This window comes from Bacillus cereus group sp. Bce019 (assembly GCF_051781745.1).
Lineage (GTDB): Bacteria > Bacillota > Bacilli > Bacillales > Bacillaceae_G > Bacillus_A > Bacillus_A cereus.
The window spans coordinates 278,439-299,601 of record NZ_JBPWJX010000004.1 but is presented as its reverse complement, the minus strand read 5'-3'; the positions used below and the strand labels follow the sequence as shown (position 1 = coordinate 299,601).

Genomic DNA, 21,163 nt, shown 5'->3' with positions numbered 1-21,163 from the left:
AAATAACTAATTATTCTGAATGTATTTTCCAGGAGTCACCTTATTCCGCAATACTATTGCGTCTCCTTTGTACCTCTTCTTTTAATTCTCTATTCGCAGTGGTTAATTCATGCACTTGCGTTTCCAGACTCTCATTACGAGCCGTTAATTGTCTTACTTGTACTTCTAATTGAAGGTTCGCTTTTGTTAATCTAGCAACCTCAAGAGTTAGTTCTTTCACCTGATTTTGATATGTTAACATCATATCTTTGAGTTCAATTCGAAACTGTCTTTCGTCATCAGATAAAGAATGACGGTTAGTACTGGTATCGATACTGGTGTTAGAAGTTGGTTTATTCTTAGAAGTTAAGTAACCAAAACCTCCTGTAATAAACATGCCTAATACAGAAGCAATTGCAGAAATTAAACTATCTTTCATTAACCGTCACCTACTTTCATCAGCTTAAGATAGAGACCTGCGGCCATAAGTGCCCAAACAAAATAACTTGTACCTGTTGTAGCACTATCACTTAACCATAAGGAAACGGAAACAAATGTCCAAAATCCAATAGAAATTAACAATCCAATACTTCTAATAATCTTATTATCTGTAGCCACCCCATATAATAAGAAGAAAGATATAAATAAGCATTGCATGCCCCATAACTGTTCCGGCATAACTTGCTCCATAGTACTGTAAACAGAATTTTTAAATGTAGCAATGGGAGATAACAATAGAACTGCCCACCACAGTGCTATACTGATCAAACCAATTTCAACAAGATTGTATTTTCTCTGTTTAGGCATATATAATAGCCTCCTACTTTTAGAAATTCTCCCACCTTAGACATAACTTAATGTGAATTATTACAAGGTAAAGAGATGTTACACATGGAATACACTCAAAATTTTTATCTCCATATATTGTAAGAGATAAAACGTATTCCTATTTCATTTATCCTTATAACTTAAGGCAGTTATCACTTTCTATCATTGAGTCTTATCTAGCTTCTTACGTAGAATAGTTAAAACAATTTCATGTCACTATACATAAAACTAACTTTCTACATTGGAAATATTTACGCTATTAAATAATTTAAGTAAAAAATTTATATATTCCCTCTAACATTACTCAAAAATAAAAAGATAACACTTTTCTTAGAGAAACACTATCTACAACACAACACGTTAAGAAAAGTTACTTTAATTAAACCATTGAAAGTTCTTTAGAAAATGAAAATTGATTTTAACAGCAAAATCATAAGAATTTATAGGACTTATATATTTATAAATTTATTATCTTATTCAATAGAAATTATAAGAATTTAATCATAAAAAATAGCCTACCCAGTGAAATGGTAGACTACTTTTCTCTTTTACATTATATAAGCATACGGATATGCTGTTACGACCTCAATACTACTCTCTAAATTGCTAACACGCTTAATTAAAGCTGTTACCGATATCTGTGATTTATCACTTTGTCTTACAAAGAAATTATAAGCTTGTAAGTCACTTTTATCGGACTGTCTAACAGCTACTGTTCCAAGTTTATCATATGCAGCTGATCGTCTTACTGCAATTGTACTACTTAAATCTTCCTTATCACTCTGCCTTATAATAACCGTGGAATTTACACTGTAATGTTCAAATACTTCAACTAAACCAACAAAATTACTATTCGAAGACTGTCTTACGGTAATTTTACCATTAAGTAAACCACCATCTGTTTGAGAATCACCCCATACTCGTACAGTAGCGTTCCCGAACAAATTAAAATGATCATAGCAAGCTATTTCACAAGCTAAATCTGCTAAGGCAATTTGTCTTGCGGCAATCTTGGAAGGTAAATCACTAACTTGTTTAGCTTGAATAAATCCATTTAATCCGATTTCAGCACTTCGTCTAATACTAATACTCGATTCTTGATTCTGGTTATCCCATATTCGAATAGCTATTGTTCCATCTAGTTGTCCGCCATCAAGCCAAGAGTCACCCCATACTCTTACTACAATAGAGTTTTCTAGTATCACTGCACCAGTTTGTCTTATTCTAATAGAAGAGGCTAAATCTCTATACCGTGGCTTACTAGCAGTAATGCTAGAGAACAAGTTAACCCAAGGCCTTACATACCCCTTAATCGGAAGCCTATCTTCAGTATTTTGTTTAACTCTTACATAACCTCTAAAATCTATATGACCTATAGCTCTTACAATTAGTTCTGAATAGAAGTTACCTGAATTTATTTCAAATATACTGTCTAAATCTGAGCTTCTTCTTACTCGCGCATTTAACATGGAAACCAGATTTTTTTGCGCATTAATAGGAATCGTAATAAACGATTGTAAATTACCTGAGTTTACTGTTACAATACCTGGAACATCATACATCATGCGTAGATTAATCGAAGAAGGAATTTCCTCCCACCCACCTAGCGGAATATGAATAGTCGCAGGAAGATTGTTCTCAATATTTTGTCTTGCAATTACATGGCCATTTAATAAAGATTTCTCCCAAACATTAATGTACGTTTTTAAATTAGGATTTCCTATGTTACCATAACCTTCTAAATCCACTCTATACTTAACGTACATTTCAGAATGTTGATCCGTACATTCTTCAACCCTAATTCCAATTGTACTATCTAATTCAACTCGCTCTTTAACATCTAAACTACCAGACAACTCAAAACTACGTGTGATTTCAAATTCCATGAGTAGATTATTTTGCAAGTCAGTATCATTAGACCATACTCTTATATCAAAATTAGAAATGAGATCATCCCTATAAAGAACATAAACACTAGAGACTTTATTATTTTCAGTAATACTCATAGTAGAGGCTATTTGCCCACCATTAACTATAGGGTTCCCCCATACACGAGCGGTAATATTAGTGTTCAAATCATTTCTATAAAGAACATAAATACTCGAACGTTTTTCTATTTCATTGGCACGAATATAACCATCAAGATCAGATGCACCTATTGTTTTAATAGCTATTTTTGCAAGAATTTCACTAAAATCTTTTTGTCTAGATACAATACTACCTATAATTTGTGGATGGTTAATCCAAATTCGGGATTCTAACTCCCTAGGTTGATGAATATGTAAACTAGATGATAGATTACCAAATCCTTTATTATCTCTAACAAGAATGTTACCAATTAAATCTTTTACCTTATTCTGAATAATTGTGATTTCTGCTGAAATATACGCATGATCATCAGAATATATCTGCATGTCATAGTATGTAACTTCTAACTCTGGTCTTCGCTCGATTGCTTCTTTTGTATAAAATCCTCTAGATAAATTTTCGGACTCTTCTACTGCCCGCACTAAGAAACCAAGGTTAGGTTTTTCATATATATGCCACTGCTTAACTAACTGCGTAACATCAAACTCTACGTATCCAGCTGCTCCACCTATTACTCTAGTTACAGAAAATCCATCTATTGCAGCTTGAGGTTGGTTAGCCCACGTTACACCTGTTTCATTCCATTGACTATTACTTTCAATAACCTGGACAGACTGAGAACCTTGTCCTCTCCCATCATAATACAGTCGTAAAATAGCTTTACCTATTTCAGTATTTACTGTAGGTATTGTTGAAATATCAAATCCCACAAGGGAACGATATTTCTCAGGAAACGGTGATCCAGTCCTACCTATATACATCTGTGTTTCTGAACCATAGTTTAATTTCGGGAAAAATTCACGAATAAATGCATCCTTATTCGGATACAGTTTCATATTAAACTTTGGCCTTTCCATCATGCCATAACTAGCCCTTAATACGAATGGCTTAGAGACAAACAATTTACATTGTAAATTTTCAGTTACTCTAATCGATAACTTAGATGATAACCACTCAAAATAAATAGGCGCTATTTCATAGGTAACCATCATACTATTTTTCAAATTAATGAACATGTCTCCATATAATTCATTCCACTCTTTAATCCCTAAATCCATAGGTAAATCTGCTATAAAGATTGGAGAAATTTCATAACTGGCAGACATTATTCCTTTTACAGCTACCGTTAAGGTACCATCGAGCTCTGAAAGACTAGTAATAGTAATTTTTGAAACCAAATCATCTATAATAATCCCAGACATACCATACTGTGCTCTCATGGATGAACGGGTCGTCACGTTAATGGTAGAGAGAAGTTCCTGTACAGCTCTTACAGTAAGATTTGCAGGGAAATCTCTAATGGTAATACCATCTATTCCATAGGTTACTCTTAGATATGAATTAGTAGAAATGTGTATACTTGATTCCAAGTTATTCGTACCCATTACAAAAATCTCGGAATAAAGATCACTATAATACGAAGGCTCAGTAAAGTATGTAGCCCTTACCAATCTATCTACATTTATATTAACTCCAATATTGGAAGGTAAATCTTTAAAATATGTTACAGAAATAGCACCTTTAAAGTCATGATATGAAGCTTTGTCCATTTCATACTTAGCAGACAAATGAATTTCTTTCATATTCACTATAATGTTTGATTTTAAATGTGCAGGATACGTCAATACATTTACTTCAGAAAGTAAACTTGAAATATATTGTTCATCAATCTCATAATGACCTACTAATTTGACATAAGGATTAATAGATATATTTGAAAATAGATTATTATGTGTACATACTCTAATTTCTGATTTTAAATCGCTAGATCCATAACCCTCCATATTATATTCAGAACGCATATAACTGATAGGATTGATATTCAATGTACATCTTAAATCTTTTTGGAAATGTGTAACACTAATTGTAGCAACTAAATCGTTTTCTCCGAATTTATCAATCTCATAGTTAGCGGCTATTCTAATACTTGGATTAATTATAATAGAACTTATCATATCTTCAGGTTTCATAATATCTATGAAGCCTTTTATATTTTGACTATCTACTTTGGCTGTCTCATATTTCGCTGTTGCTTGAGACATTATGCTTACATTTAAGGTAGCTTCTATCTCATCACGCCATAATACTAATCCCTTAGAAGATAGTTCACTTTTATTGTCGGTAATAAGAAAACCTGCATTATAACTATTCGTTACCTCATCCCAACTAAGTGACCTTTGATATATTCTAAAAGTTGCTATATTTCCTTCAAAATAACTATTATTTGCTGTTGATGATTTACCTAATACTAATGGGGCTGTTGTATTAACATATTCCCCCAATACAGGTAAGCTAAAGCCCTGCGGAGCTGCATTGATCATACCCCATAAGCGTTCTCCATCATACAGTAAAGTTATGTGTTGCCAAGCCTTTACGTTAACTTCAGTAAAAACAAAAGACATTTTCTTTGTTTCTGTCGTTATTTGAACCCGAATTTCACGAGTATCTAAGTCAAAATAAAGTGAAAACCCTCGTTCACTCCTCGCACCATAAGATGCGATATAACCTGACTTAACTGGTTTGACCCAAGTTTCAAAAGTAAAACCTGAGTCTGTTGGCAGTAATTCCAAATGATTAGGGATTACCACGTGATTGTTAAGGCCGTTAAAGTAAAGTGAATAAGGATCCGTAGGTATATTCATACCTGTCCAAGTTTTATCTTGCGAGAAGTTAAAACTTATCAAACTTCCGTTATGCCCTTTTCTTGCTAAATCAAACCAAGAATTAACAGGGATTGTATTTACACCCTGTGAATAACCTTGGTTAGCTAACGCAGAGTGTAAATGTAAGGTCAGTCCCTTTAACGGATATGCCATTCTAATCACATCCAATCCCATTGTATTGAGATGAAAAGCTCATTAAGCAGGACTTGCTTTTGCCTTCATATCAAATGTACCACCCTCTGTAACTGTAACTTCGGACAAAAACCTAATATAAAACTGTCTAGCATCTCCAATAGGTATAGTTCCAGAGAAAGGTATTTCACTTACAGGTACGAAAGGATTGTTTGATAAACTTAGTTGGACTGTAATACCTGGTTTTACTGTAGGTGGATCGACCCAAACTTTCATATCCTTAACAGGGAAATCAGCATTATTCTGCAGCCATATGGGATAAGCTTCTGAGGTACTACCAGCTACCAGTGTCCCATACTCTAAGTATCTTAGTATGTTACCGGCTTCATCAGTATAATACAGGCCTATTTCATTCCTAAAACCTAGTATTGGTAATTTTGGTGGAATGTGTTTAATTAGTACCGGATCTCCATCTCGATTTTTTTCATCAAACGTCCAAGTATTTACAAAATCATAGGCATTGTAAGTGGAAGGATGTCGAATTTCTGGTGTATATTTGGCTTGAAAATTGTAATACGTGCTGGCTGACACCTTATTCTTATTATAAAAACTGTTACTAACTTGCCAACTACTACTGAAGTAATATGATAGGTCTATTGCTTGTCCACTATAAACACGATCTGCTTCCGCTCTTAATAAATTAGAAGCAGAAGCAGTACCCGTAATAATGACTCGGGAAATATTGACATTCCATACACCTTTTCTAGCAGTATCACTGTTATAGTAATCATCTTTTCTATAGTGAATTGCAGCTATAGTCCCCCCAGCACTTGCCTTACTCATATCTGCATGGACCACACAATCATTTATCTTTATCAGTTGATTGGAAGAATTTGAATAAGTTGTATAAGCTATATTTCCAATAATTCCTCCCATATATCCACTGACTTGATCAAAAATTCCTGAAACAGTACAATTAGAAATAGTAGCTTTCATATCTACACAGCCAACTATACCACCAAAGTAACCGCTTTGTTGCTGTATTGGTGCATCAAATAGACAATTATCAATAACCGCATCGTTAGTTGCCAAACCTACTAAACCACCTGAACCATTTCCATCACTTGCACTAGAAAAAGTCTTGTATGAAAAAGAATTAAACATCCTTACACTCACATTAAGTAATTTTGCTTTATTCATGGAACCTGCGATAATACCACAATGGTTTCCTACTTCCATATCAACATCAATAATTATAAGATCCTTAACAACTGCATTAGTTGATAATGTTTCGAACATTCCACATTTAGAAGTAGAACGTCTACGCATATAAAGCCCACCTATAGCTTTATTGTTACCGTCCAACGTCCCTTCGAAGCTATTAGCCCACCAACCAGTTTCATGATTAGTCATGCCATCTCCAATTGGAAGCCAACCAGGACCCGATTTGGGATAGTTCAGTATAATATCATTTTCCATACGAAAATGTTTGTCCGCGAAATGACGGACTTGTTCTAAATCAAATTGATTATAAATGAGGAACGGATCATTTGAAGTACCTTTACCTTTCCTATACTTAATAAACTTCCTATTCTCAGGATATCCTTTATTAACTTTATAATCGCCAATATGCCAATAATTCTGATAATCAAACGAGTATGAAGAAGCTTTTTTCATGTCTGCTTCATTAAGTGCAGTGCCTCCACCTTTAGCTACTCCGCCTTGTTTTGTAAGATTGTAATAGCAAGAATATATGCTGCTTCCTGAACCTACAAACCCCCCATGATACGAAGCATTTTTAGCAACTGTTAAATCAGTAACAGAACCTGTTGAGAAACATTGAGATACAGATCCACCATTAACAATTCCTAAAAAACCACCACAGTTATTACCTGAAGACATCACATCCGCATGACTATAGCTTCTTACAATTCTCCCTGCATTTTGGTAACCAACTAAGCCACCTGTATATTGAGCAGAGCTCCCCTCATTTTTAACTGTTCCCGAAATTACGGCACAATCTTCAACATCTCCATCAGACTTTCCTACTAAAGCACCTACCATTGATCCGTTGGCCACAATATTTACATTAACTAATCGAACACGCTTAATAGTCCCCCCGGTTTGTTCACCAAACAAACCCACATTAGATTGGGTACGATTAATATATAAATCTTTAATATCATATCCCGCACCATCATAATAACCTTTAAAGCTAGTAATTGGAGCAAAACCAGAACCAGTTTGATAACTAGTCATAATAATATCCTTTGTTTGCGTGTAGTAAGCACCTAAGTTACTTCGGACATTATTTAAATCCTTTTCATCCTCAACTAAATAGGGACTAGATTGTGTTCCCCCTCCACCAGAGAAATGGTCAACATATATATATGTCTTACCTTTTTCTTTTACAAAGTATGGTCTTTCTTGATCCTTTTCTGTCTTTTGTTTAATAAAGACAATTAAAGGATTTCCATCTTTGTCCGGATCAGTAGCAATAAATACTTTGTCGTAGTCATCTTGTGGTAAAATAATAACGCCACTTGTTTCAGATGCCCCGTCTACCCAAGTAAATTCCCTCGGCAAAACAATACCTGCTTCAGAGATTAAATTAGATAAATCGCGAACTCGTTCACGACTTCGTACAGAAATACCTGTCGGATCATCTGTATCTAAAATAATTTCACTGTCCAGATGAACTTCTTGAAATGTTGAATATACTAGATTTAAATCTTCATCACTTACTACATTTTCAATATCACACCATTCGTTTTCTACTAAGATTTGAACTGGTATATTAAATGTTTTTAAGTGAACTTTCTTATCTATAACTTCTATTGTGTAGTTTCGAATCGTTTCAGTATCTTTTACTACACTCCCATCCATGTTATAAGACGTACCATAAAGGATATTTAGAAGTTGATCTCTTGTTAACTTTACTGAATGATCCAATTCAATTCACCACCTATATTAGGTTCAAGAGGCGCTTTAGTTTCAAAAGCTACTCGTCCATTATTTACTATAATCACTTTTCCATCTAATTTCTGATCAGCTACCATTCGTAAATTAATCATGGCAGGTTGATTAAGTGGAAGTTTTACAATGGGCTTAAAATGAAAGTTAATACCTTCTACATTAATATTCGTTTTATAACCTAAGCTGTAATGAGTGATACGATTCGATAACATTCCGTTTCCCTGAAAACCAGCTACAAGTCCTGATGCTTCTGCATCTTTAAATGTGATAATATCGTTAATGTCATACTTAAAATCGCCATTTAAAGGTATAGTTTTTCCATCAAACTCATAAAAGAACTGAATGCGATGACCTGCTATACTGAAAATACCATCACGTTCAAAATAAATTTTATTACCATGACCAATTAACCCGAATCTGAAAAGCTTATTTCTATCAATCTTATAAAAGCTATTCTCTTCTTTTGTATTAAAATCAAATTCTGGGAGATGAGTACCGTCAGGATACTCAGCCACCCAGATAAAATCCTGTGCCACAGGAGAATGTGTATATTTATCATTTTGTAAAATCAATTTGCTTCCCCCTACCTCATTGCATTGAAGTAACTATTTTTTATACGTACTGATATGCAACACGTGTTAAGAATGCTACGTTTCCTGCTGTCGCGTTACCTGGAACATTGGCACGAAGGATAACTTCTGCATAGTTACCTTTTGCATTCGTTTTATTACCATCATTTTTAACACCTAAAATTTCATTTGCATTTGGAGAAAACGTACCATCAGTATTCGTTGAATTTCCTCCCGCCTGGATTGGATGAGTAGAATTACCTCCAATAGGTGTACGACCCGTTTCGCCTGCGGATGCAACAGTCACCTCGACCCATTTATTTGTTACCAATTCACCTGTGTTACCACCTGCACTATCTTTTGTCGTAATAGTACAGTTTGTCATAGTAGATAGATCTGTTGTTCCCGCAAAGTTATTCCAAATTAATACTCCAAAATCAGAGGAAGGTGTTCCTGCATCAATGGTCCCAATATTCCAAGACGGTACAGCTCCTGAGTTGTCTTGTTTTCTCCAATTCACTTGTGGTGCTGGCATATAAATGACCTCCTAATTTTTATTTACACTTTAATTATCGCTACATCTCTTTATAAAGTTGTGATGAATTATTTATTATTCTTCGAGAGCTAATTCAACTACCAACTCTACAGTAATATCCTTTACGCCCTTACCTACCTCTTTGATATTGATTCTAAAGTGATCATCACGATTAACAGCTAGTTGTGATGGTTTAAAAGAATATGGTGTAGAGGACGTACGATTAGATTTGCTCTTTCCATCAATAACAAGTTCATCAGCAAGAATGCTATGCCAAATAGGTCTTGTATCATATGAACTTTGACTGCATCTTTCAATGTCAATACACGTTTTTGATTCTCCCATTGTGCCGCACGTTACATACGCATCAATTAACTCTCCCTCATAAGGGAAGCGTAATTCTGTACGAACAATACCTACTTGTACAATAGATGGCACAACAAATACCATCACTTTATCGTCAAGCTTCCGTATACGCCTGTTATTGAGATGCGCTCTATTGTAAGCAATAAAATCCATAAATTTATCCTCCTTATAAATCGAGGTATGCACTTTCATTATAAGAACTTTCCATTAGAAATTAACAAAGGGATAGACTTAGCTATCCCCTCGTACTGTTGTCTTTAATAGTCTTCTAGTTGCAGGATCATATGAAAATTCCCTTGTAACCTGTTGAGATAGACTTCCAAGACCATCTGTATAATATACAGTCTCTGTTTTCAATTCACCCTTTACCATAGGTGCCTCGTTCTCATAATACGTAAACTCTCGAATAATAGTATGATCTCCCGTGATAATTTCACGAATAATTTGACCTCTTTCGTTATATTCATAATCTATATCTACACTAGAATTTCCACCGTACACCAATTCTAACTGGCGTTGTATTTCATCTAAACGTGCATCTAATGAAATATGAGGCTTATCACTCTCTCTGAATTGCCTAGCATCATATACTTCTTTTTGTAAGTCATAAAATTGCGTTCCACTAATAGTAGCTTGCCCCCTACTACAATATTGGTTTTTATAGACTTCTATGTACACCTCATCACCAATTTGTAGCTGTATAGAACGCTCTTCATTTTTTGAACCTACACCTAAATGGATGTGATAATCATCCAACTCAATATAATCAACTCCGCTTAGTAAACGCCGGCCATTATAATACACTTTTAATAACCCTTTATTTGGTTCATAAGTATGACCAACTGGTAAAATAGGATTTGATGTACCATATGTTTTCACGAAATCCTGATCAACAAGGTGTAATATTTCATCCCAATCTTTTGTGATAGGACTATATCTATGGAGCTTCATTCTTGTTCCCATTTAGCCACCCCTTATTCGTTTCTTATTTCCAAGAAGAAGTGTGAAGGTCTCATCTGTTGTTTTATTTTTTCAGGGTCGGTTGTATCGACCCTAGCAATTCTCACCCAAAAATCCTTTGATTCTCCTTCATGTAACGTTCCTATACGTATTGTTGTATCTTCATATTGATTAGGAGAACCGTTGTTGTCTGTGGCAAGATCACACCATTCCCAGCCAAACTCTTTTTTATAAACAGCAATCTGAATTTCAATATTCTCTGCTACATTTCCCGAAGTATCGTTTAAGACAGTCAATTTTTGTTCAATTATGTCACTTTTCAGTGCTCCTAAATGTGTAGCTTTTGTTTCACTTAACTCTTGACCTTTCCATTTGACTTTTAAGTTTGTACCTCTTAAAAACAGATCTCCTCCGTACATTTCAGCGTATTCTTTTTGTTCATCTATTAAAACATACTCACCAGTCTCACCCTTATCGTAAACTCTGATTTTCCCCTTAAAAGGAATGGTAGGTAATTCAATATCTATACCTGAATATCCATCTGGTACTATTTGAGTAGTTACAACATTTCTTTCATAATCAATTAACTCAACTTTATAAAAGCTATTTAAATTACCAACACTAATATTGGTACCCTTACACAGGATAACCCTTTCTACAATAAGGGGTGTATACCCATCCCTTGGCGTACCTTTTAATACAACTCCAGCCATAGCTGGATCGATACAAATTGTTGAGTCAAATAGCTCCCACGCATTTCCTCGCTCTGCAAAAAAGGTCCACAGATTTTGTTTTTTTACTGTTCTCCAAATATTATAGGTATTCTCATAAATGCTATCTTCACTTTCCAAAAACTCAACTTTCTCAAGAGCATTCTTCCAAATAACAAGTCCACCTTCATCTCCCAAATATTTTGGTGTATAGTTCGAATGCACTTGTAGTAACAATTCATCTTCATTTTGAGGAAGAGAAAAAAGAGCATTTGTACTTCTATCAGTAGAGTTGTGTTTAAGTACTAATTGTTTATCAGAATCACTGTACGTATAAGAGTCAGTAGGGGATACGATCCAACGTGAATCAAGTGTTTCAAAATTATCGTCAAAAATAAGTCCAGTCTGAACCCTATGAATGCTCAATAGTAACTTCCTCCTATCGCGTCTTCTTGATATTCCAACCATTCCATGCAGGGAATGGTTTACCCATAATGAGCCATACTTTATCCTTTTCTTTTTCATCCCATGGCTTATCTGGTTCAGGTAATCCTATACCTGTATCATCTTCATCAATTACATTCATTTCATGCTGTCTTTCAATATTTAAATCCATTTCATTTTCTATAGAAATTATATTTGAATTCGAATGCATTCCCTCATCAATTTCATCAATAAATCCATAATTCCCTTTATTAATATTTAACAATTTCTCATCTTCTATAGACATTGTATTTGATATTAATTTTTTCGTTGTAGTTTCACTATCTATTGTGATATTTGAAGCAGAATTAATGTTTATCTGTTCTTCTTCATCCAGTATCATTATAGTTTCATTACTTGAACTTCCCTCTTCTTCTTGGAAAATCCTTATTTTCTTCTTATTTACCTGTTCTGTTTGCATTTCATCTTCTATTGTCATTTTTCTATTTTTACGTAATATTGTTTTATCAAATTGTTCTTGGATAACATCTAAGAATACATTACATTCTGCTAAGGTACTTTCTTCCACCTCTGTATCTACATGAATTCCCGAAATTGCCATTTCATTATTGTTTATAATTGAATCTGTTTCTTGACTATTACTCGCAAAATCATAGTGATTTATAGTAGTTTCGAAATTACTTTCTGAACCTGCAAACTCTATTTCTTCTAATGTTGTTTCTCTATCATTACCACTATTTACGAATTCAATTGTTGCAATATCCACTTCATTTGATGCATGGTGATCTGCTAAATTCGCATCTATAACTACAGTGTCTATAGTTGCACCCATTTCACCTTTAATAGTAGGATCAATAATTGACTCATAAGTATCCCCCAAACTCATAAGAGCCCCATCAGTAACTACAACTCCAATTTCATTTGTTTGATTACCTGAAACTGTATCTTCAATGGTAGCATCCTTTTCTTTCCCTACATTGGTTAGAACTTGATTGTTCATTTCAATATCAAATATGTTAAACAGATGAGCTAAATGTTTTTTTTCTACTGCAACGTGGATTTCACTTCCACTTAATGCGCTTTCTACATCTTGTATCATTGTTTCATATTCTTTATGAATAATTAATGGTTCTACCTCTTCTATTAACGTTTCATAAGTCTCTCCTACTATACCTTCTGATACATAATCCAATAGAATACCATTGTCTTTTTCAGCCATATTTGACATTGTATTTTCCTTATAGACAACACTATCAATTATCCCATCAGATTTTGCTGTACTTAGATTAATGAGGTAATTTTCCTCTTCACGAAGATTTTGAAATGCTCTATCGTCACTTTGCATATACACTTCTAGCGTATCTTCCAGATTCATATCTAGTAATTTATCGACGTGTAATTCTTCTTTGCGTTCAATTTGGTCTGCTATCTCACCATTTTGCACATACGTTTCTAGTGTTTTCTCCAAATTCATACTTAGCGGTTTATCGACATGCAGTTCTTCTTCACGTTGTAATTGGTCTAATCTATCCATACTTTGCACATGCATTTCTAACGTTTCTTCCAGATTCATGCCTAACAATTTCTCTACTGTTGTTTCTTCTTCGCTTTCGATTTGTTCTGCTATCTCACCACTTTGCACATACGTTTCTAGTGTTTTCTCCAAATTCATACTTAGTGGTTTATCGACATGTAGTTCTTCTTCACATTGTAATTGATCCAATCTATCCATACTTTGCACATGCATTTCTAGCGTTTCTTCCAGATTCATGCCTAACAGTTTTTCTACAGCTGTTTCTTCTTCGTATTCAATTTGTTCTGCTATCTCATCACTTTGCGCATACGTTTCTAACGTTTTTTCAAAATTAGTGCTTAGTAGCTTCTCGACATGTAGTTCTTCTTCGTTCATTCGTTTTGCTTTATTAATATTTTGTACATACGTCTCTAGCGTTTCTTTTCTAATTTCATTTTGTTCTGCCATATTACCGCTTTGCACATACGTTTCTAATATCTTTTCATGCTTCGAACTAACTAACTTCTCAATATATACCTGTTCTTTATGATCAGTTTGATTCGCTCTACTACTATCTAATAAATACAAGTCTCTTGTATTATCTAGAACAGCATCAATTAGATATATTTCATTGAGCTCTTCTTCTCGTTCTGCAAGCGCTGCTGAATCGTTATTTTGAATATAGGTTTCAACTATATTTTCTAATTCCAATCCAATTAGATTATCAACATGAGCTTTTTCTTCTCTCTGTATATCATCTGCTATCATGTTGGTTGATACATCAGCATTCAATACCTTTTCACTTTTAGCATCTAAAAAATTCACTAAATTTATTTCTTCTTCTTGTTTCAATTGATTTACTACATTACTATCTTGAATATAAGATTCAAATATCTTTTCAAGTTTTGAATTGATTAGTGTGTCTTGCTGAATTTCCATGTTCTTTTCGGGTTTATTTACTACACTTTGTTCTTCTACATAAAGTTCTAAATTCTTCTCTATCTCCCCAAAATCTCCATAGTCATTCGAAATATCAACTACGATTTCTCTTTGATCACTTAAGGTAGTTGTTGAAATAAATGTGTCAAATTCTTTATCTAGATGATACTTAATTTCATTTTCTATAGTTATCTCATAATCAGCTACACTATTTTTAACAGAAATATTTTGTTCAATTTTTGTTTCATTTGTTTTTTTCTTTTCACTCTTTTTTACTACATGTGTAACCACTACATCTTCACATTGTTCCAACACACTTGAAGAAAAACCATCTATTTTAGCGTCCTTTAATAAAGAGTGAGTTTGCATTGTATTTAACTCGTTAAGTTCAACATCTATCATATCCTCATTGCTAAAGGCCTGTTCTGTAGCTATTAATTCCCCTTTAAAAGCAAAACGATTAGCACCATTCTCTAAATTATTCAAATGGCCATTTTGAATCTGGAATGTTTCACCGGAATTTATAACAACCTTTTCACCAACTTGGTAATTTCTATCTCCACTAAGTAGATTTAACTTTTCTGCTTCACGAATAAATTCTGTGCTATCCAATAAAGTAGTAACATTCGCTTGATAATGACTACTAAAATTACTATTTAATACTGAATCTTCAAATCCATACTTAAATGATTTGCTTTGTGTTTTTTCCATATCCAGTGACTCAGAACCAGAATGGTAAACCTGACCTAATTCGAATCCTGATAAATTATTTTGAACATTTTTATACTTATCTGCAATGATAAATTTCTCACTATTCTTCGTATACTGATAAGATTTACTATCTTCCATTCTATGAATTAGCTGTTTTACAGACCTGAAAGAGGTACTACCAATGTACTGACTAAAATCATTCAAAGTATAATTCACATTTGCCCTTGGTACTGTCATTGAATCTACTCTTCCGTCTGAAATATTCTTACCTGCACCTAAACCCTGAATAATTACATCATGTACGTTTCGTGTTTCATCTAATGAAGCTTTCTGATTCATTAATCTATAGACTTCACTCGCTTCACTTAATGTAGCTATATGAGACACACCCTCGTAAATTTTAGGTTCAATATACGCCTCATATACATCAAATGGGACTAATCCATATAAATGATAATTCCCTCTACTATCCTGAGAAACGTTTCCTTCTAATGCAATTAAAGATCCTGTTTCAGTATTTGCAACCTTACTTGATAACAGCTTATTTCCATTACTCATTTCATGCTTTTGCAGAAAACCTAAAATTCCTTTATAGGATTCACCTATATCTCCTAAATTCAGAACGCCTTGAATTGGTGTATCTTTTCCTTTTAATATTCCTTCATCAGGATAACTTGTAAAAATAACTTTAAAGTTCTCAATCTTATTGGGCTCTTTCCCAAATTCACTTAATTTGTTCCCCTTATCCAATTGGCTATAGAGAGCATTCAAAACCACTTTTAAAAAATTGGCTTTTGCTATTTCTACAACTTTCTCGCCATATTGTAAGGTTAGCAATCTTTCTTCCGTATTAATTTGCCCACTTTTAAATAATACATCTGCTAATTCTTTTACTTGATTATGACCAAAACTCGGTAATAACTCGAGTAGTTCTAAACTAATATTTTCTCCAATTAACTCTTTCAAAAAGCCGAAATCATATGAATTCCTTTCACTATAAACCCTCTTATTACTACTTTTATATTCAAATGGAGTTTCTGTATGAATCATCGACTTTTTACTAGATTTCAAGTCATATTTGTTTAGTTTCTTAACTAGATTTGTATTAATTTGACTAATAACTTCTCCAAAATAAGCGTAAAAATCCTTATTCTCTGTTATTTCTATTAAATCCCCTTGTCGTGCACTTTTATCCCCTCTAGTTAATGCTTCTCCTACCTCCGCTATATAAATAAGACTACCTTTTTCTAAATTTAAATTGGAGCCTTCAAATATAGTTTTGTAATCAGCTAATACAGAGTGCATCGCACCAGCCGCTCGTTTCACTTTTGTACCCATTTTCATATCATCTAAAGCTAACGCACTATACCTATTCCAAGGATCAAAAGCCAATGGGACAACATCTAGATTAGGTACATTTTGATGACGATTGAACCTGAATACATATCCCTTTTTATTATAAAAAAGGGTAGTGAAACTGAGTAAATAATGCTTACTGTTACTCATTTTCCACCACCCACCTTTCGACAAAGTAAGACTTGCACCGTAGTATTCGGTACAAGTCATGACTTAGTTGCGGTTATTATAAATTTTCTTTTAAGAAACCAAGTCCAATAGGAGCATATGGAGTCATGTTCGCTAAACGGAAAGGTGTTCTAGGTGTATCTGCTAAAGTGTAACGATATGTTTGGGCGTAATTATAAGAAACAATCACTTCTACGCGATCTTTTGGAGCATCACCCAAAATTAATCGTTTGGTAGAACCATCTACTGTAAATTTCCCAGCAGCTGGAGGTGTATCTGCTTTATATTCAACATAATTCGCTTTAGTTAACGTATTACATCCAGTTGAACTTACTAAGCGAACTTCAAATTCATCATCGATTGTAGGTCTATGGAATAAATGAAACTCTTTGATTGCTCCATCTCCTGTACCTACTTGCTCGTTTTCAGATCGTTCTTTTACTTCTAGTTCATCTAATTGTGAGATATTTTTTGGATGAATTGCATAAACTTCATCTAGTCTACCCACATAACCATCAGAAGGATGAACAATATACATTGGCGAAATGTGATATTTATTAGAATATACAGACGGATTAAAACGAGACTCATGGCTTGGATCTACGTCAGCATCATGAGTAATAAATGCTAAGTAATGTTTTTGATACATTGCCCCGCCAACAGTTCGCTGTACAAGTACAGAACTATTACCATTAGATGTATTTACACCATAGTCAACTACACTACGTCCTAATTTCATGCCCGCTTTATATTGAATCTCATCATCAGAACGAGCTCCACCAATAATTACATTATTCATTCGAGGAGTCTTACCAATTGTCGATAGACGTCCAATATATAATGGTGCAAAGAACGTACTTTCAGGATCCGGCGCAGGATCTAAACGGAAGTAAGAAACGATACGGTCCTTTGTAATATTTCCCCAATAATAAACTTGAGAATCTCGTCCCCATCCTAAACCGATATCATTTTGCGGAATAAACGATACGGCTGTTGGTAATGAAGGATAAACAAAGCGAACTGCATCATAAGCGGCCCCCATAAGTTCTGTTGGAACTTGCGGATTAAACTTATTTACTTCAATATCTCCATAACTACCGTTTGCATCTTTTACATATTCTAATTCATAGTCAGCGAATAATGCTAACGGCTCAGTTCCTCCTGAAAACGTTACTGTACCGGCCTCATGGTCCACAGTATAATCAGCGGAATCAAGGGGTACTGTTCCAGTTAATTTATCATAGAACTTATATGAATTCTCGCGGATACGTTGGTTCCCTTTCTTCATTTTAAAGCTAAATACTCCACCTTTTTTGTCTTCTAGCTCAGCCAAGTCAGGGCGTTCAGAACGTAAAATAAATCGAGTAGGGATAAATCCTTCAAACGTAAAGAACCATAAGCGTTTTACTAGATCTGGAGCATTATCTGTAAGCGAGTATGTAGAAAGAACCTTACCTACTTGACTATCATTGAATGTTACAGTCCCTTTCTCTCCATCTATTAAATACTTTGTTGTAGCTTGGTCAATCATTGAACCATCTTCACGATATAAAATTACACTAGAAGGAATAACTGGTTTAACCATAAATTCAAATACTGTCTTTGTTTTTTTGGCCCCACTAGGAGTTACATCCTTCATTTCACCTAAAAATGTATCTTTTGAAATTACAGGTTCCTCTCCAAGCTTTCTCACATTTCCACCATAACCTGTGGTGAATCCAAAGTAGCGATGTTGTTTATCGCTACCTTTCGATTCAAATAGAAAAGTTTCAGCAAAAGTTTTTCGGTATGAATCCTTCTTTCCATTTGCATCTGTTAAAGGCGATACCGCACGGTATTTCCCTAAAGTACTCCATCCTCCCGCATTAAACAACTTCTCTAAATCTAAAGGTAGAAGTTGCACGGACAAATCTACATCGAAAAATCCATCTGTATTAATTAATGACATATTGGTCACCCCTTCTATATTTATTAAGAAACCTCTATAGGTGTTGCAGTAATACCTACAGATTCGTTACCGGCTGAATCCACCGTAGTAATTTTGATCTCAGGTTTAAATCCTGTGTTTAATCCCATTAATCTGTAATAAGTTGTTCCAGTAATTCCAGTAGCATAGATCTTACCATCTAAGTAGATATTGACATGCTTTAAATCCTTATCTGTAGGAAGTTCAAATTCTACATCAATAGTCTGTGATATTGGACTTAATACTTTAGTAATCTTCACTTCTCCTGGAGGAGTTTTATCATTCTTAATGTCGTGAGGAACTTCATTTGGATTAAAGTCCTCAGAATAAATCCCCAAACCTACAGGACGGAAAGGTGTAACAGGTAGCTTCGTTAGAGGAGATACCGCACCTATACTATGTGGTTTATACATTTCATAAACTTTTTCCGGACAGTTTTGTTTTGCAACACGTAAGTTCGTTGCACTCATTCCTTGTGAGTTAAAACCAATTGCTTTATCTAAATACCCCCTCACACCCTCTTCAGGATGAACTACATAAATTCGAGAGGAGTGTACTTTATCTGAGTATCGGGAAGTATTAAATTGATATTTATAATTGTTAGTTTTTTCAACAGGATTATATGCTCTCGGATATTTCTTACCAATTTCATCTACTCTATTTGGTGGTAGCTGGTTCGAAGGTGCGTTCCATGAGAGATAGTGAGCCTGATAACGTGCACCAAATCTTGAACGGGAAACCATTACAGAATCTACACCATTTGAAGAATGATGTGGATACAATTTAAGTAAAGGATAAATTGTTTCACCAACAGTTGCGCCAGGATCATCAAAATCAAATAAAGATACTACATCTTCATTCTTCACTCGTTTGCTAGCGTTGTTAGTCGATAGACGAGCAATTGTCGCACCTGTGTCCCAATAAGGTGCACGCATGAATGTTCCTAGTTGCGCACGTTCAACAGTTAAATAGTTACCTTTTTTCTCAATTAGTTTAACTACCTCTGTACCATTAATCGTTAACAACGCTGGTGCCTCAGGTAATTTCGTTGCATCATTGACATAAAGGATTGTATCTCCAGGCATAATTTTCCGCCAAGAAAATGTAGTTTCTTTTCTAGTTGAATCCACACGTTTTACAGGTGGAATAGTTCCTGAAAATAATGCATAGCCTTCATCTTTATCTCCATCTAAAGAATTTACTTTACCGAAATATAGCGGTATAGTCGGAACCAAATTCTTCTCCCAAACAGGGGCTGTATCAGCTTGAAGAACTAGGAAAAATGTTGTGCTATCAATATGACCTTTGACACGAACTTCTGAATCTGTCCACCAGTTCGTATGCCATAAAGGATCGTTTATATGCTCTAAAAATTCAGCGCGCAATGTAGTCTTAACAATTGGTGACTGCATTACACGAGGATCAGCTTTTTCAATTACCGCTTCTTGCATATCAGTATCCCAACGTGTTTCTAACACTTCAATATCTAGTGCTGAACGTATTACATGGAAAGGAGAAGCTGATAATAATTTTTCTTCATAAATTAAGTCTTCTGGATCGTAGTCTCTATCTTCTACATGGTAGTTTCCTTCAAAATACTCATACCACCACTTAGACCAGTCATCTCTATCCCTATCTCTGTCTTGCTCAAAGGATGTACCACCCATACCTGGCATAGTAACGATAGAAACAATACCATCTTCTTTAACAAGATTAGAGTTTGGTAACTTCTCTAACATATAGAAATACAAGTTTGTTCTTGTTGTATTATCTACATACTTTTGTTTAATCCATTCATCCCAAGTAGGCTTCATTTTAAAGTTAGGATCATTAGGATCGGTATCATCGTGAGGTCTACGAATAGGCTGTTTTTTTTCATACTTGTACTTAAGAGGGAATTGGCTAATTGTCGCAAAACCTAGCAATTTCCCATCTGCATTTCTAAAAATGGTATGTCTTGCAATTGCATAATTGACTTGATCCGTTCGGCGATTGTACGCCCTAGTATCTACCGCAGCTTTATAAAAGTTCCTCACTAACGTCCAACCGTTATCAATTAACATTTGTGCAAATACGTCCTGCAAGTTATCTTCTTCAAACTTAGAGGGATAATCCTGAGGAGTTGAATCAATATATGGCATCTCATCACCCACTTCATCATTTTATTTTAATAATAGGTTAATTATTTTTATAAATAGCAATTCTTCTATGTCATGTATATTATAGGTAGGTACCTTTCTTTCATAACATGTAAGTTGCA

The 21,163-nt window shown here is 34.4% G+C and carries 12 protein-coding genes; all 12 read right to left on the bottom strand.

Annotation, left to right across the window (positions count from 1 at the left end; translation table 11 throughout):
- Positions 1-40 precede the first annotated feature (40 nt).
- Positions 41-418 carry a hypothetical protein gene (locus tag ACS2QP_RS09785; protein ID WP_000655295.1) on the bottom strand — a complete coding sequence of 126 codons (378 nt, stop codon included), beginning with the start codon at positions 416-418 and terminating at the stop codon, positions 41-43.
- Positions 418-786: a hypothetical protein gene (locus tag ACS2QP_RS09780; RefSeq protein WP_046392586.1), complete on the bottom strand. Its 369-nt coding sequence runs from the start codon at positions 784-786 to the stop codon at positions 418-420. The genes ACS2QP_RS09785 and ACS2QP_RS09780 overlap by 1 nt, the downstream gene beginning before the upstream one ends.
- Positions 787-1,355: 569 nt before the next feature.
- Positions 1,356-5,711 carry a DNRLRE domain-containing protein gene (locus tag ACS2QP_RS09775; RefSeq protein ID WP_438882366.1) on the bottom strand — a complete coding sequence of 1,452 codons (4,356 nt, stop codon included), beginning with the start codon at positions 5,709-5,711 and terminating at the stop codon, positions 1,356-1,358.
- Positions 5,712-5,753: 42 nt separating this feature from the next.
- Entirely contained in the window at positions 5,754-8,642 is a 2,889-nt protein-coding gene (locus ACS2QP_RS09770; protein ID WP_097999164.1) for a halomucin, read from the bottom strand.
- Positions 8,627-9,238, bottom strand: coding sequence for a hypothetical protein (locus ACS2QP_RS09765; RefSeq protein ID WP_000602965.1), 612 nt, complete (start codon positions 9,236-9,238; stop codon positions 8,627-8,629). The genes ACS2QP_RS09770 and ACS2QP_RS09765 overlap by 16 nt, the downstream gene beginning before the upstream one ends.
- A 40-nt stretch (positions 9,239-9,278) precedes the next feature.
- Positions 9,279-9,770: a hypothetical protein gene (locus ACS2QP_RS09760; protein ID WP_149215459.1), complete on the bottom strand. Its 492-nt coding sequence runs from the start codon at positions 9,768-9,770 to the stop codon at positions 9,279-9,281.
- A gap of 75 nt (positions 9,771-9,845) precedes the next feature.
- The gene (locus tag ACS2QP_RS09755; protein WP_000345536.1) at positions 9,846-10,289 is read right to left on the bottom strand and encodes a hypothetical protein; all 444 of its coding nucleotides are present in this window, start codon (positions 10,287-10,289) and stop codon (positions 9,846-9,848) included.
- A 78-nt stretch (positions 10,290-10,367) separates the two neighbouring features.
- The gene (locus ACS2QP_RS09750; protein WP_000537240.1) at positions 10,368-11,099 is read right to left on the bottom strand and encodes a hypothetical protein; all 732 of its coding nucleotides are present in this window, start codon (positions 11,097-11,099) and stop codon (positions 10,368-10,370) included.
- Positions 11,100-11,110: 11 nt separating this feature from the next.
- Positions 11,111-12,232 (bottom strand): hypothetical protein, encoded by a 1,122-nt coding sequence (locus tag ACS2QP_RS09745; protein ID WP_000022193.1) that lies wholly within the window; start codon positions 12,230-12,232, stop codon positions 11,111-11,113.
- A gap of 13 nt (positions 12,233-12,245) precedes the next feature.
- Positions 12,246-16,919: a hypothetical protein gene (locus ACS2QP_RS09740; RefSeq protein ID WP_438882365.1), complete on the bottom strand. Its 4,674-nt coding sequence runs from the start codon at positions 16,917-16,919 to the stop codon at positions 12,246-12,248.
- 76 nt (positions 16,920-16,995) lie between these two features.
- Positions 16,996-18,885, bottom strand: coding sequence for a hypothetical protein (locus ACS2QP_RS09735; protein ID WP_000052791.1), 1,890 nt, complete (start codon positions 18,883-18,885; stop codon positions 16,996-16,998).
- Positions 18,886-18,908: 23 nt separating this feature from the next.
- Positions 18,909-21,044 carry a hypothetical protein gene (locus tag ACS2QP_RS09730; protein WP_001146342.1) on the bottom strand — a complete coding sequence of 712 codons (2,136 nt, stop codon included), beginning with the start codon at positions 21,042-21,044 and terminating at the stop codon, positions 18,909-18,911.
- Between the last annotated feature and the right edge of the window lie 119 nt (positions 21,045-21,163).

Bases quoted from the DNA above. Each gene is read 5' to 3' on its own strand.
- ACS2QP_RS09785 (WP_000655295.1), bottom strand. From the start codon at position 418: ATGAAAGATAGTTTAATTTCTGCAATTGCTTCTGTATTAGGCATGTTT.
- ACS2QP_RS09750 (WP_000537240.1), bottom strand. From the start codon at position 11,099: ATGGGAACAAGAATGAAGCTCCATAGATATAGTCCTATCACAAAAGAT.
- ACS2QP_RS09760 (WP_149215459.1), bottom strand. From the start codon at position 9,770: ATGCCAGCACCACAAGTGAATTGGAGAAAACAAGACAACTCAGGAGCT.
- ACS2QP_RS09740 (WP_438882365.1), bottom strand. From the start codon at position 16,919: ATGAGTAACAGTAAGCATTATTTACTCAGTTTCACTACCCTTTTTTAT.
- ACS2QP_RS09735 (WP_000052791.1), bottom strand. From the start codon at position 18,885: ATGTCATTAATTAATACAGATGGATTTTTCGATGTAGATTTGTCCGTG.
- ACS2QP_RS09755 (WP_000345536.1), bottom strand. From the start codon at position 10,289: ATGGATTTTATTGCTTACAATAGAGCGCATCTCAATAACAGGCGTATA.
- ACS2QP_RS09775 (WP_438882366.1), bottom strand. From the start codon at position 5,711: ATGGCATATCCGTTAAAGGGACTGACCTTACATTTACACTCTGCGTTA.
- ACS2QP_RS09780 (WP_046392586.1), bottom strand. From the start codon at position 786: ATGCCTAAACAGAGAAAATACAATCTTGTTGAAATTGGTTTGATCAGT.
- ACS2QP_RS09730 (WP_001146342.1), bottom strand. From the start codon at position 21,044: ATGCCATATATTGATTCAACTCCTCAGGATTATCCCTCTAAGTTTGAA.